The organism is Dyella sp. ASV21 (assembly GCF_016428975.1).
Taxonomy (GTDB): Bacteria; Pseudomonadota; Gammaproteobacteria; order Xanthomonadales; family Rhodanobacteraceae; genus Dyella.
The window spans coordinates 1-13920 of the sequence record NZ_JAELTT010000089.1 but is presented as its reverse complement, the minus strand read 5'-3'; the positions used below and the strand labels follow the sequence as shown (position 1 = coordinate 13920).

Below are 13920 nucleotides of genomic sequence, written 5' to 3'. Positions count from 1 at the left end.
ATCCACCAGTGCGCGGGTTTCCGCCAGCGGCTTGCCGTTATCGCGTGTCTGCAGGCGCGCCAGGTCTTCGCGACGTGCCGCAATGAGTTCGGCGACCCGATGCAGCACCGCCGCTCGCTCATGGGGCAGGCGGTCGCGCCAGGAACTGGCGCGCCACGCGCGTTCGCCAGCATCGACGGCTTCTTCGACATCGCTCACATCCGCGGCGTGAATGCGCGCATTCACGCTCTGATCGGCGGGAAACAGCGATTCGGACAGTACACCGCGGCCTTTGCGCCATTGTCCGCCGACATAGATGCGATCTTCGACCCAGGACGTCACACTCATGACACGCACTCCAATAGCTGGCGACAGGCACGCACGGCGCTGAGCGCGGCCAGGGTCGATGTCTTGGGATTGCGCTCCAGCGGGCGCCCCACTAGTTCGATATTCATCTCGCCGAAGGCGCCGCGGGCGCGGATGCGATGCGTGTTGTGGTTGGCGCTCGGATCCACCATCAATTGCACCCGCGTGGCGTCCATGCCGATGCCATTCAGGGCGATCGTCGCCGCCACGTTGGCATTGGCCGGGAACAGGCGGGCGGCCTCGCCGGCACTTCCCTCAAAGAACACCGTGGCCTCGGTCACCGCATCTAGATCCACCAACGTCTCGGCCGCCGAGCCGCGCCAACTACGTGGAGCCTTGCGCGACTGATAGGTCACTTCGTCCAGGCCCGCCTCACGTGCGGCGGCCAGGCCGTCCATGCCGGCAATGGCACCCGACAGCAATGTCAGGCGTGCACCGCTTTCGTCGGCGGCTGCGCGCAGCCGCTCAAACAATGCCGCGTCCGCCAGCGCGCCCACCGAAACCACCGCGAGGGGCCAGCCACGTTGCAGTACCGCCACACCGTGCTGGGCCAAGGCCGCATGGCCTGCGCATTCAATCACCAGATCGGGACGAACCTGCATACCCGATATGCCGGCCCGTACATCGATCGGCGTGTCGCCCAGCTCCTCGCGCAGTTGGGCGCATAGCTCGCTCGGGATCAGGATCCAACCCACCTCAACCCCTTGAGGGAGACGCGCCACGATCTCGCGCGCCATGGCGCCGTATCCCACCAACATGATTCGCTTCACGACTTGATCTTCCTTTACGCGATGTCGCTCGTTCACCGTCAAAGCTGCCTGCTGAAGCCGCCCGACACATCAATGCAGCTACCGGTGGTGTAGGACGCCAGCGGAGAGGCAAGGAACAGCAGCGCCTGCGCCGCCTCTTCGGGCCGCCCCATGCGGCCCATGGGAATGCCGCGCTGGGCGGCGATACGCGCCGTCCAGTCCGTCCAGTCGAGCTGAGTGTCGCTACGCAGTTCGAACCGGCGGCGCCACTGACCCGACTCCACCATGCCAAGCAGGATGGAATTCACCCGGATGCGTTTGCGCACCAGTTCCTGGGCCAGCGAATGCGTCAGATTCAACAAGGCGGCACGCGCGGCGGACGTCGCGATCATGTGCGGCTCCGGTTGCAGCGAAAGCAAGGAGTTCACACAGGTGACGGAGGCACAATCGCTGCGCTCCAGCATGGGCTGAAAGGCCTTCAAGGGATGCAACAGGCCCATCAACTTGAGCCGCGTCTCGCTCACCCAGTCTTCGTCCTGGGTTTCCTCCAGGCTCGCCACGCGCCCCTGCCCCGCGTTGGCAATAAGGAAGTCCACGCGCCCGAAACGCGCCTCGACCGCATGGGCAAAGGCCTGTACGGAGGCCTTGTCCAGCACGTCACAGGGTTGCGCCAGCACGGCGGATTCGTCACCCAGACCCTGCAAACTCTCCACTGCACGCGCGAGGCGCGCTTCATCGCGGCCACACAGCGCAACCCGTGCGCCGTTACGCAGCAGCAAACGCACCGCTTCCAGCCCGATACCGGACGAGCCACCGGTAACCACCGCGACACGCTGTTCAAAACTTCCTTTCATCCAAGAACCTCAACCGACGAGCATGGGTTTGATTGCAGCGCCAGCGCCTCCCGCACGGCAGCCGCAAAGGCGATCGGTGCATCCAGATAGCTGGCATGCCCCGCATGAGAAAGCAGCGTGCAGGTCACACCAAGTCGTTGCGCGAGGCGCTGTACTTCCACGGGTGGGGTGATGGCATCCTGGTCGCCGCAAATCACCGCGGTGGGCCGCCGTGTGGGCAGGTAGCGCCAGATGTCGTCGTTGGCGAGCATCCAGTTGGCCTGGGCGAAGCCCTGAGGACGCAACTGGCGCATCGCTTCGCGCACTGTACCCAGTGCGGCGGCCGTGGCATCGGGATGAAGCAGCGCGGGTGCGCGTTGCTGCGCATAACCCTCGGCACCGTACGCGGTGAACAGTTCGATCCGCTTCCCTCGAACGCGCTCGCGTTCGTCGTCACTCCGCGATCCATAGCCTTGTGCCGGATCAGCCAGCACCAGGGTATCGACATATCCGGCACGCTGGGCAGCGTAGGCCGAGGCGATCAAGGCGCCCAGCGAATGCCCCACCAGGCTGCACTGCGCGACATCCAGCGCATCGAGCAGGTCACCCAAGGCATCGGCGTACGCCGATGCCAATGGCCGGGGGTCGGCAAGATCGTCGCTTTTTCCATAGCCCGGCGCGTCCCACGCCACCACACGATAGCTGCGCGCCAGCAGGGATGCGCTCATCCTCCAGGAGGCGGCACCGGAGCTGATGCCATGCAACAGCACCACCACCGGGCCCTGCCCACCTTCCCGATAGGCAAGGCGCTGTCCATGCACCCTCACCTCACGCGGCTCCCAGGCCAGCACTTGCATGGATGACACCTGCTCGCTCATCGACCGTCAGCCGCGCTTGATCTTGGACAGCGGGTGTTCGGGCGGGTACGTCGGCACCTGCGGCTTGGGTGACCCCAGCATCACGCACATCAATGCCTCTTCCTGCCCGTGATTGAACAAGCCCCGGTAGATGCCCGGCGGAATCGAGATCAGGTCGCGCTCGTTAAGCTCCGTTTCAAAGCTCTCGCCGTCCTGCTCCAACGTGAGCAGGATCTTTCCACGCAAGATAAAAAACACCTCTTCGACATCCGCATGCACGTGCAATGGCCCTTCGCACTGCGGGGGGAGCACCATGGTCGAAAAGGTGAAGCTGTCCGCAGGAACGGTGTTCTCGTCCTTGCTGATGCCGGTGCCGCCAGTGCCCATGTAGCGCATCTGGGCACGCCGATACTTTGGGTCGAAATCCGCCTGGAACTTCAGTGCGTCCCAGTCGTAGCTTCGCGTCTGGTAGCGCGCGATGCGCTTATTCATGCGTCCGGCGAGGTTGGTGCCGTGCTGGAGCGTGCTGCTCGCGTTCTGCGGGTTCATCGAGTTCTCCTGAGTTAATTCGGGCCGCACACATGGCGCCCACACGTCGTTGGGGCGCTCAACGCAGCGCCATCAGGTCAAATTGCGGATCGGCCAAGACGGCTTCGTCCAGCACCTGCTCCCGGGCCATCCAGCGCCGGCCCAACTTGATGGCGCGCGCATCGCCGAACGACACCATCTGGCAAAGGCGCGACTCACCGTCGAGATAGAAGTAAACGGCCGACGCGTTTCCCGTTGAGCGACGCACGCAGCGGGACTCGGGCGAACGCAGGCCAAGGATCTGCACGTTCACACCATATTGGTCTGACCAAAGCCAAGGAACGTCGGCATAGTCGGCGGGCAAGCCCAGCATGCCGCGCGCGGTGGTCATACCCTGGTTGTACGCATTGGACCAGGACTGCACGCACAGCCGGTGTACTGGATGCACGGCGACGTCGCCTGCGGCAAAAATGTTCGGATCGCTGGTGCAACCGGCACCGTCGACCACAATGCCACCATCCACGGCCAGGCCCGCCGCCTGCGCCAGCTCGACGTTCAGTTGCGCACCCGCGCCCACCAGCACCAAGTCGTAAGGCAAGCTGCCATCTGCGACGGAAACATGCGTGTGCCCGCCTCGCCGCGACAGCTCCAGCTCACCGCACGCTAACTTCAATTCGACCCCGTGGCCGGCATGCAGGTCGGCCAGATGATGGGCGACTTCGCCGCCGATATTGCGCCCACACAACTGCTCCGCCCGTTCGTAGACCACCACCGCGATGCCTGCGGCACGTGCGAGCGCCGCGACTTCCAGACCGATCCAACCGCCACCGATAACCGCCAATCGTCGCGCACCCTGCAGACGCTCGCGCAGCGCGAGGGCATCGGAAACCGTGCGCAGCACCATCACGCCATCCATGGCCGCCCACGCAGGATTGGGCCAGCGAGGGCGACTGCCCGTGGCGATCAGCAGGCGGTCATAGGCCAGGTTGCGCTCATTGGCCAGGTGCAGCCGCTGTGCTGTGCGATCAATGGCAACGGCGCGGCACGGCCGATGCCATTCAATGTTCAAGGCCTGCACCGCCTCCGCCGAGAACAGATGGAGATCTTCCGGCTTCATGGTTCCCGCGAGCACTTCCTTCGATAGCGGCGGACGCTCGTAGAAGTCGTGATCCTCATCGGTCACTACGCTGATGTGCTGGCTATAGCCGAGATCGCGCAGGGTCTTCGCTGCCCACCCGCCTGCCTGGCCACCGCCCACGATAACGATGCGGCGGATATCCGGATTCATGCGGGCACCTCGTCGCGGCGCTGCCGGCGGGTGGTGGCATCAATGCCCCCCTCCACGGCCCATTCGGTGAAGGACTCCACCGAATGTTCCAACTCACGCGGTCGCCAGGCTTCGGTGAGTTGATCTTCATTGGTGTAGAACTCGAATGCCCCGCCCAAGGGGCTGCGCACGTACCAGAAATAGGCCGATGAGATCGGGTGACGCCCTGGACCGAGAAAGGTCGGCCAGCCACCACGGCTCATGGCCAGGCCGCCGCCAAACACCTCATGGATATCGCGCACGGTAAAGGCGACATGGTTAAGTCCGCGCGGCTTGCCCGGCACATGCAACAGGAACAGGTTGTGGTGGCCGGCACGCGCCGACGCGCGCAGGAACACGCCCTTGTTCACATAGCGGTCGGACACGTGAAAGCCGAGCTTCTCGCGATAGAACGCTTCGACGTCGCCCAGCTTCTCCACAAAGAACACCGCGTGCCCGATTCCGATCGGCGCGGCCCGCTCATAGACGGGGCTAGGTTGATCGATGCGCCGCGCATCGCCCCATTGGTTGATGGGCGCCACCTCCAGCTTCACCTCGCGTCGCCGACTCAGCCGAAAGCGCAAGGTCATGCCATTGGGATCACGACACGACAGTCCATCCTTCTCCAAGACAAAGCCCGGTTCGTTGGACACGGCGCCGGCCAGACGCTCCAGCGCGGCGCGGGAGGCTACCGCCCAGGTGACACGGCGCAGCGTGGAACCGGACTCGAAGGCGGGCGGAAGGCGCGCATCGTCCATGGGATGGAGCGTGACGCGATCGCCACTGAGTGTTTCGAACGCCCGTGCATCGGTCGGCAGGTTGTCGTCGACCAGCGGCCTCAAACCAAACTCGGCCAAGAAGCGCGCGCACTGATCGACATCGGCCACGCCGTATTCAAATTCCTCAATGCCGAGTATGTCCATGTCGCTCACCTCTCCATGCCTGACGGCATTCAGTACGAGGCGCTCGCTCGAGCACGGCATCGCTGCCGGCGTCGTCACGCGAGCGTCCACCGTTTTAGTTGAATACGAAGCCGCCGTTGACCGGCAGCGTTTGGCCCGTTACGAAATCCGCCAGCGAAGACAGTAGATAGAGGACGCTGCCGTCGATGTCCGAGGGAACCTGCGCGCGCGACAAGGCGCGCCCTTGTTCGTACAGGCGGTGACGTTCGATCGGCACGTACTCGGTCGCCTCGCACTGGGTCAGCCCTGGTGCAATGGCGTTGACGCAAATGCCATCGGCGCCCAGTTCGCGCGCCATCGAACGCGTCATCGCCAGCACCGCCCCCTTGCTGGCCACATAGGCCATCAAGCGGGGGGCGCCCCAGAGGGCGGTATCCGACGCCAGCATCACGATCTTGCCGCGTTCGGACTTGCGCAGATACGGCACGGCGGCGCGGCAGACCAGCCACGTGCCACGCACGTTCACCTGCAAGACGCGATCCCACGTTTCCGGCTGCAGTTCTTCCATGGAGGGGCCGCCGATACCGGTGGCGATCGCCGCGTTATTGACGAGGCCATCCAGGCCATCCATCAGCGCCGCGGCTTGCGTCACCGCCTGCTCGACCGATACCGGATCATTGAGATCGATGCTTACCGCATCCACGCGCAGCGATTGCGCGCGCAACTGCGACAGCGCCTCACCGGTATCGAGCACATCGGCCAGTACCACGTGAGCACCGGCCTTGGCGATGGCTTCGGCGAAGCTACGCCCGAGTCCGCGTGCCGCACCTGTCACCAGCACCCGCTGCCCGGCCAGCAATCCAGCCTGCTCGATCATGCGGTGGCGCCCGCCATGGCAGCCTCGGCACCGGACTGCGCTGCGAGTTGGGACAGCGCCATCCTCAGCATGATGCGCCGTACGCGGGCCAGACCCGCATCGTGCGCATAGAGGAACTCGTTATCGCGCGCATGGGGCGACAGGCCTTCCAATACCTTGCGATCCTGCTCAAGCACTTCCCAATGCAGCGCCTCCAGGCGGGTGCGGTACATGAAGCGCCATACGTCGCGCTGCCAGCCTTGCACCTTGCGCGCGCGCCAGAAGAAGACGCGGCAATGCGAATCGTCGACCGGCACCACCATGCCGATGATCCAGAACGGACCGCCCGGCCCAAACTGCTTGCGATAGGGAATCGAAAGCCGCATCCAGAGCGCGCCGGAATGCCCAAACTCGACCCAGTCGAAGTTCACGCCGCGCTGCTTGGTCTTCTCGAAGACGAAACCCGTGGCGGTCGGCACGATCTGCATCTCGGCGCTGCGTTCGCCCTCTGCCATCGAGTGCGACGCAGCATGCAGGTAAGCACCGTGCATCGGGTCCATCACATTGTCGATGGCCGACTCGTAGCCGCACTTCCACTCGGCGGTACACAGAAAATGGCTGTACTGCTCGGTATCCTCAAGCTCAAGAGGGAGCTCGAACGGCGGCGGCACGTTATCGGCGTCGGCCGCGAAGTAGAGGAAGATGGCGCCGTGCTTCTCTTGCACGAGGTAGGAACGCAGGCACTTGGAGCCCACCAAGGGGCAAGCGTTGACCGCGGGGACGTCCTTGACCACACCGTCGCCACCCACTTCCACGCCGTGGTACCAGCAGGCAACGCGATCGCCCAGGTTCCAGCCCATCGAAAGCCGTGCGCCGCGATGCGGGCAGCGGTCCTCCAGGGCATGCACCTGCCCCGTCGTATCGCGCCACAACACGATGTGCTCGCCCAATCGGGTAATGCCCAGCGGTGCGCTGCCGACTTCCCAGCTAGCGACCACCGGGTACCACAGATCCCGCAAACCGCGACGCAGATAGTCGCGAACATCCATCTTGCCTTCCATACTTTTACCTCTCCCTGCGATGGTCTGCTGCGCTTCAGTGACCAAGCGTGGCCATTTCATTGCGAAAGGACGCCTCGCTCCACGCGTGGCCGGCGTGGTCGCGCATGCCGATGGCGTTCAAGCGCGCCACAACGTCCGCCAGTTCGACATCACCCTGTTCAAAGGCGAACTCGATGGCTTCGACCAGGGCGATCTCGTATTCGCCGGGCACCGCGGAGCGGGTTTGCCAGGTGAGGTTCTGATAGGTGCCAGGGACTTCGATGTCGCCCGCGCCTGGCTCCGCGCTAGGCTGGTGGCGTGCCCACACCGTGAGCTTTGGATTGAATGCGTTGTCCATCATCACGCTGGCTCCGCCACATGACCGACGAGCGCGGAAAGATCGATCTGAATCTCGTCGCCCTGCACGCGCAGCGGGTAGGTCCGCAGGTTGCGGCCGCCGGGTTCGCGCAGGCAGGCGCCGGTACGAATATCGAAAACGGCCTCGTGCAGCGGGCACTCGACCTTGCCATCCTCCACGAACCCCTGGCTCAGCAAGGCATAGGCGTGGGGACAAATGTTCTCGATCGCAAAATACTCGCCATCGACCAGGAATACGCCAACATCCCGATCCGCCACCTTGGCGCCAAAGGGATAGTCATCGCGCACTTGCGAGGTGACACACAGGGTCTGCCATTGCATACGCACACCTTCCACTTTCTTGGTGAATGCGACGCCTCACCTTACGAACGTTCGGACGTCCATTTGTGAAGCACCGGTTCAGTGAAAGTCGCCGTGCGGCGATAAAGTGTCAACGCTCGTTTGAGGCTTTGGCGAGCGATCGGTATCAACGGAAACCTACGTGGGCGCCCTAAGGGAGCACGCGCCGCGCTATCAGCGAAAGCCACACCCGCCGCAGCCGTTCCCCTGCCCCGGCACGGCATCGCCATGCCGTATTTGCGTGATATCGGGGGCGAGCAACCGGCGGCCACGCTCGCCCGGAGCGTCAGTGAATGACTAGCGCGCGTGGGCGCCCACGGAGTCCGTGGTCAACGATCACGACGTCACCGAACCCCCAGGCGACTGACACAGGGCATAGTGCATACCTGCGGCAGCCATCCGAAAGCGCCGTCGGCGGCACCTTCGTTCTGAAGAAAGGCAACACCGGCACCGGCGGAGTGCCACGGGGAGGATGCCCCGGGCCGCTGGTGTGTGGCCAAAGAAAACGGGGCCACAAGGGCCCCGTTTCGTCTCGCTTTGATGGCGGCGGCGACGCCGCCAGGTCAGCTGCGTTTGTCGTTCTGCGCCTGGCGAATCTGCGCATCCACCGCTGCGATGGCGGTCATATTCACCACTCGGCGCGGCGTAGCGGCCGGCGTAAGGATGTGTGCCGGCTTGTTCACGCCCATCAGAATCGGGCCAATCGCCACGCCATCGGTCATGACACGCACCATGTTGTAGGTGATGTTGGCGGCGTCCAGGTTGGGCATCACGAACAGGTTGGCGCGGCCGGTGAGCGTGGTGTTGGGGAACATGCGCTGGCGTAGGGTTTCATCCCACGCGGTATCGGCCTGCATTTCACCGTCCATATCCAGCTTGGGCGCCCGCTGCTTGAGGATCTGCCACACCTTGCGCATCTTGGCTGCGCTCGGGTTGTCATGGCTGCCGTAGTTGGAGTGCGAGAGCAGCGCGATCTTGGGCTCGATACCGAACAGCTTGAGGCGATAACTGGCCTGCAGCGTGGCTTCGGCGATCTGTTCGGCGGTGGGGTCGCACTGCACGTGCGTATCCAGGAAGAACCACGCGCCCTGGTCGTTGATCACGCCCGTCATGGCCGAGGTGCAACTCACGCCCGGGTCCAGCCCGAACACGCTGCGCATGTAGCCCAGCTTCTTGTGGAAGCGACCGACCAGGCCGCAGATCATCGCGTCGGCTTCGCCGCGCTCCACCATCAGTGAAGCGATCAGCGTGGGGCGCGAACGCATGAGATTCTTGGCTGCCGCCGGGCTCACGCCGCGACGCTCGGTGAGGGCGTGGTATTGCTGCCAGTACTCGTTGAAGCGCGGATCGTCATCGATATTGGTGATTTCGTAATCCACGCCTTCGCGCATACGCAGGCCCAGACGCTGGACGCGCGTTTCGATGACGCTAGGACGGCCGATCAGGACCGGGAACGCGAGGCGCTCGTCGATCACCGTCTGCACCGCGCGCAGCACGGTCTCTTCCTCGCCTTCGGCGTAGACCACACGCTTGCGATCGGCGCGCGCGCGCTCATACACCGGCTTCATCAGCAAGCCGGTGCGGTAGATGAACTGGCCGAGCTTTTCCTTGTATACGTCCATGTCCACGATCGGACGCGTGGCGACGCCGGAATCCATGGCGGCCTGCGCCACGGCCGGAGCCAGCATCACCAGCAGGCGCGGATCGAACGGACGCGGGATCAGGTACTCCGGGCCAAAGGTCGGGATATCGCCACCGTAGGCGCTGGCGAGGTCACCGGCTTCCATACGGGCGAGCTGGGCGATGGCCCGCACGCAGGCGGTCTTCATCGCCTCATTGATACCGGTGGCGCCCACGTCCAGCGCACCGCGGAAGATGTACGGGAAGCACAGCGCGTTGTTGACCTGGTTGGGGTAATCCGAACGGCCCGTGGCGATGATGCAGTCCGGGCGCACCCTCTTGGCGTCTTCCGGGGAAATTTCCGGATTGGGATTGGCCAACGCCAGGATGACGGGCTTGTCCGCCATGCTGGCGACCATCTCCGGCTTGAGGATGCCGCCGGCCGACAGGCCGAGGAACACGTCCGCACCGGCCACGATCTCGGCCAGCGTGCGCTTGTCGGTGTCGCGCGCATAGCGCTGCTTGTCCGGGTCCAACTGGTCGCGGCCGTTGTAGAGCACGCCATCGCGATCGAACGCCAGAATGTTCTCGGGCTTGAGGCCCAGCGCTACCAGCATGTCCAGGCAGGCGATGCCGGCGGCGCCCACACCGGTGGTGGCCAGGCGCACGTTCTCGATCTTCTTGCCGACCACTTCCAGCGCATTGACGATGGCGGCGCCCACGATGATCGCGGTGCCGTGCTGGTCATCGTGGAACACCGGGATCTTCATGCGCTCGCGCAGCTTGCGCTCCACGATGAAGCACTCCGGCGCCTTGATGTCTTCCAGGTTGATGCCGCCGAAGGTCGGTTCGAGCGAAGCGATGATGTCGACCAGCTTGTCGGGGTCGCGCTCGTTGATCTCGATATCGAACACGTCGATGCCGGCGAACTTCTGGAACAGCACACCCTTGCCTTCCATCACCGGCTTGCCGGCCAGCGGGCCGATGTCGCCCAGGCCGAGCACGGCGGTGCCGTTGGTGATCACCGCCACCAGGTTGCCGCGCGCGGTGACTTCGCTGGCGACGTTGGGGTCTTCCACGATGGCTTCACAGGCATAAGCCACGCCAGGCGAGTAAGCCAGCGACAGATCGCGCTGGGTCACCATGGGCTTGGTCGCGGAGACCTTGATCTTGCCGGGCGTCGGAAAGCGGTGGTACTCGAGAGCGGCGAGGCGCAATTCTTCGGGAAGGGCCATGGGCTTGGGTCGATCGAATGAGGTGGGGAAAAAGGGGCCGCCAAGCGGCTATCACCGAATGGTAGCACCCCAAGACGCGCACTCCCGACGATGCGCCGCAGCATGGAGGCGCCATTGTTCACCTTGTCCGTGACAGCGATGCGCTACAAGCTCAACGAGAGCGCCTCGGCCTGCACCTTGCCCATGTGGATGCGGTTGACGAACAAGGAGAAAGCCAGCTTGCCGGCCAGCCCGTGCGCATGCTGCATCCACGGCGGCAGCCAGCGCGGCGGGAGGATCGTGCCCGACTCGAAATGCGGCTGCAGGCTGATCACGTCGTGCAAGGCCAGCTTGCCTGCGAACAAATGCCGCAGCATATCCATGCGCCGCTGCCGCAGGGCCCAGCGGAAGAACGTGTGCACGGTGAGCAGGCCCGACAGGTACACATTGTCCTTGGCGAAGGCCGCGCCACCCTGCAGCGGCACGCCGCGAAACACGCGCTGGGCGGAATGGAAGCTGTCGGCCGGGCTCTGCCCGCAATTGCTGAAGAACTGGTAGACCTCGACGAAGTCGGCACCGTTGAGCGCCATATCGATGGCCAGGATGCGCAGACTGATGCGCTTGAGGCGGGAGATGTCGATGGCACCGGACATCAACTCGGCAAACACGGCCAGCCCCTCCTGCGTGGCGGTGACGCGCGGCGAGGTACGCCCCAGCGACGCCAACACCGGCTGGGCGCGGCCATTGAGTGCGGTCAGCGAATGCACAAACGCTTCGTGCGCCAGCAATTGGTGTCGATCGTATTCGCTGAAGGTGGTGCCCCCGCGCAGGCGGATGCGGGTGGCGCCGGCCGCGGCCTTGGCAGTGAGCTCGGGGTCCACTTCCACCGCGATGCGACCGACGCCGAAGAAGGCGTCCAGCGTATGGCTGAGGTCGTCGCGCAACTGGTCGGCCGGGATGTTGACGATGTCATCGTCGGCCAGCAGGTCCGAGCCCAACTCGTCGGAAAGCTCCACGAAGTAGCGCGCCGCGTCGAGATTGCTGCGGTCGCTGCCGGGAATCAGGTCGCCCGGTCGCCCATACAACACGATGGAAGGCGCGGTCACCGCGCTGGTGCCCACGGCTTCGAGCATTTCGGCGGCAATCCGCCAGGATTCCGCCGTGCGACTGAGGTATTCGCCGAGCGGGTCGTCGTAACCGGCCTCGCGTTCGATCACCATCAACTCGGCGCGTTCGGCGGAGAGATCCGGTGCGTGATAGTTCACCTCGGGCAGCGTGAACTGGCCCTTGGCATAGGCCGCGATCATGCGATCTTCCAGAGAGGCCGGCCAGGCCACCGTGGGCAGGATGCGAATGCCTCGTACCGCCGCCAGCAGACGCTGGTCGAGTTCGGCGTAGCGGCGCAGTTCCGGCGAAAGGCCGGGATCGATCGTACTCATGCAGGCCTCTGGCGCAGGGCGTCGATGCGCTGAATCAGGTCCGTGGCGATGGGGTCGGGCTTGAACCCATTGAGCAGGCCACGCGGCCCGGCCGGCATGAAACTCACCGTTTTGCCCAGGCGCGAGGATTCATTGCGCAACATCAGGGTGATACGCGGCGGGTTGGTCATCACGCTGGCATTGACGTTCATCACGTTCGACAACGGCACGCGCGTCTGCTCGCCACGGTTGGTCACGAGCAACTGATCGCCCTCCAGCCACACCTCATCGACCAGATCGAAGATCAGCCGCTTGAAGATCACATAGCCCACGATGATCAGCACCCCCGGCGCCGCCATGGCGGGCCACGCCTGCGCCCGTTGCGGGCCTAGCGCGGTGCCGACGGTCACCGCCGTGGCCAGCGCGATGAAGCCGAACCAGAACACCGGAAATACACGCTTGTAGAAAAACGTCGAACGCGACGACAGTCGCTGCATGACCGCTCCCCGGAGCCCGCCTCGGCCTGATGATCCGGCCCGATGATAGTGCTTCTTGCCGGCTGCGCCGCCGGCTATTTGAAATCTCGCGAATGCTTGTGCCCGTGCGGCCGCTCCGCCGGACGACCGCCACGCTGACGCCGCAGCTTGGCCTCCAACGTGGTGGCCTGCTCCTCGCGCTCGTCGCGCAGCTTCAGATAATTGCGCCAGCGCTCCGCCGACAGCTCGCCGCTGCTCAGCGCGGCCTGCACGGCGCAGCCCGGCTCGCTGCCGTGACCGCAATCGGCGAAGCGGCACTCCGCGGCCAACGCGTCGATATCGGCAAACAGGTCGAGGTTCTCTTCGCCCGTAAGCTTGAGCTCGCGCATGCCCGGCGTGTCGATCAGGCAACCGCCGCTGGGCAATTGCAGCAGCGCGCGATAGGTCGTGGTGTGGCGGCCACGGCTGTCGTGCCCGCGCACAGCCTTGGTCGCCATCTTCTCGGTGCCCAGCAAAGTGTTGGTCAAGGTGGATTTGCCCGCACCGGACGAACCCACCAGCACGGCACTGTCGCCAGGCTGCAGGTAGGGCAGCAACGGCGCCACCGTGGCCGGGTCCTTGCCATTGATGGCATGGATGGGCGTGCCCTCGGGCAGGCGCGCGCGCAGGGCCGCGAGCAATTCGGCGGCATCTGCTCGCGTGTCCAGCTTGCTGAGCAACACCACCGGCTGGGCCCCGGAACCTTCGGTCAAGGAGAGGTAGCGCTCGATGCGGGCGGGGTTGAAATCCCCGTCCAGCCCGGTGAGCACCAGCACGTAATCGATATTGGTGGCGATGAGCTGGCGCTCGTAACGCTCACCCGCGGCGGCCCGCGACAGCACCGTGCGCCGGGGCATGACCTTGACGATATGCGGCGGCTTGCCTGACTCCACTTCCACGAAGTCGCCCACCGCCGGCCGCTCGGCCGGGTCCAGGTTGCGCTTGAGGAACTGCCCGGCAGGCTGCGCGCCGAACAGCTGCTCGCCGTCGTGCAGTTCATAGCCGGCGCGGTGCTGTGCC

At 64.8% G+C, this 13920-nt stretch carries 15 protein-coding genes; all 15 read right to left on the bottom strand.

The genetic code is table 11. From position 1 onward, the window contains the following. Window positions 1–327: aldehyde dehydrogenase family protein (locus JHD67_RS19255; RefSeq protein WP_199100795.1), on the bottom strand; the 327-nt coding region annotated here is incomplete at its 3' end. Further along, entirely contained in the window at window positions 324–1115 is a 792-nt protein-coding gene (locus tag JHD67_RS19250) for an aspartate dehydrogenase (RefSeq protein ID WP_199100794.1), read from the bottom strand. The genes JHD67_RS19255 and JHD67_RS19250, both read right to left, overlap by 4 nt. A 38-nt stretch (window positions 1116–1153) precedes the next feature. Next, a complete protein-coding gene (locus JHD67_RS19245; protein WP_199100792.1) occupies window positions 1154–1948 on the bottom strand; it encodes an SDR family oxidoreductase in 795 nt (264 codons plus the stop codon). After that, on the bottom strand, window positions 1945–2784 hold the full coding sequence (locus JHD67_RS19240) for an alpha/beta hydrolase (protein ID WP_233172090.1): 840 nt from the start codon (window positions 2782–2784) through the stop codon (window positions 1945–1947). The genes JHD67_RS19245 and JHD67_RS19240 overlap by 4 nt, the downstream gene beginning before the upstream one ends. A 27-nt stretch (window positions 2785–2811) precedes the next feature. Then, on the bottom strand, window positions 2812–3333 hold the full coding sequence (locus JHD67_RS19235; RefSeq protein WP_199100789.1) for a cupin domain-containing protein: 522 nt from the start codon (window positions 3331–3333) through the stop codon (window positions 2812–2814). A gap of 58 nt (window positions 3334–3391) precedes the next feature. Further along, the gene (locus JHD67_RS19230) at window positions 3392–4600 is read right to left on the bottom strand and encodes an FAD-dependent oxidoreductase (RefSeq protein ID WP_199100788.1); all 1209 of its coding nucleotides are present in this window, start codon (window positions 4598–4600) and stop codon (window positions 3392–3394) included. After that, window positions 4597–5541 (bottom strand): VOC family protein, encoded by a 945-nt coding sequence (locus JHD67_RS19225; protein WP_199100787.1) that lies wholly within the window; start codon window positions 5539–5541, stop codon window positions 4597–4599. The genes JHD67_RS19230 and JHD67_RS19225 overlap by 4 nt, the downstream gene beginning before the upstream one ends. 94 nt (window positions 5542–5635) lie before the next feature. Further along, entirely contained in the window at window positions 5636–6397 is a 762-nt protein-coding gene (locus JHD67_RS19220; protein ID WP_199100786.1) for an SDR family oxidoreductase, read from the bottom strand. Next, window positions 6394–7437, bottom strand: coding sequence for a Rieske 2Fe-2S domain-containing protein (locus tag JHD67_RS19215; protein ID WP_233172088.1), 1044 nt, complete (start codon window positions 7435–7437; stop codon window positions 6394–6396). The genes JHD67_RS19220 and JHD67_RS19215 overlap by 4 nt, the downstream gene beginning before the upstream one ends. A gap of 34 nt (window positions 7438–7471) precedes the next feature. Beyond that, complete coding sequence (locus tag JHD67_RS19210; protein ID WP_199100785.1) at window positions 7472–7777, bottom strand: recombinase-like helix-turn-helix domain-containing protein; 306 nt, start codon at window positions 7775–7777, stop codon at window positions 7472–7474. Continuing rightward, window positions 7777–8115 (bottom strand): non-heme iron oxygenase ferredoxin subunit, encoded by a 339-nt coding sequence (locus JHD67_RS19205; RefSeq protein ID WP_199100784.1) that lies wholly within the window; start codon window positions 8113–8115, stop codon window positions 7777–7779. Before JHD67_RS19205 ends, JHD67_RS19210 begins: the two co-directional genes overlap by 1 nt. A 581-nt stretch (window positions 8116–8696) precedes the next feature. Beyond that, window positions 8697–10988 carry an NADP-dependent malic enzyme gene (locus tag JHD67_RS19200; RefSeq protein ID WP_199100783.1) on the bottom strand — a complete coding sequence of 764 codons (2292 nt, stop codon included), beginning with the start codon at window positions 10986–10988 and terminating at the stop codon, window positions 8697–8699. Between the two features lie 143 nt (window positions 10989–11131). After that, a complete protein-coding gene (locus JHD67_RS19195) occupies window positions 11132–12406 on the bottom strand; it encodes a flavohemoglobin expression-modulating QEGLA motif protein (RefSeq protein ID WP_199100782.1) in 1275 nt (424 codons plus the stop codon). After that, window positions 12403–12882: a hypothetical protein gene (locus JHD67_RS19190; protein WP_199100781.1), complete on the bottom strand. Its 480-nt coding sequence runs from the start codon at window positions 12880–12882 to the stop codon at window positions 12403–12405. The genes JHD67_RS19195 and JHD67_RS19190 overlap by 4 nt, the downstream gene beginning before the upstream one ends. Window positions 12883–12956: 74 nt before the next feature. Then, window positions 12957–13920: ribosome small subunit-dependent GTPase A (gene rsgA, locus JHD67_RS19185; protein ID WP_199100780.1), on the bottom strand; the 964-nt coding region annotated here is incomplete at its 5' end.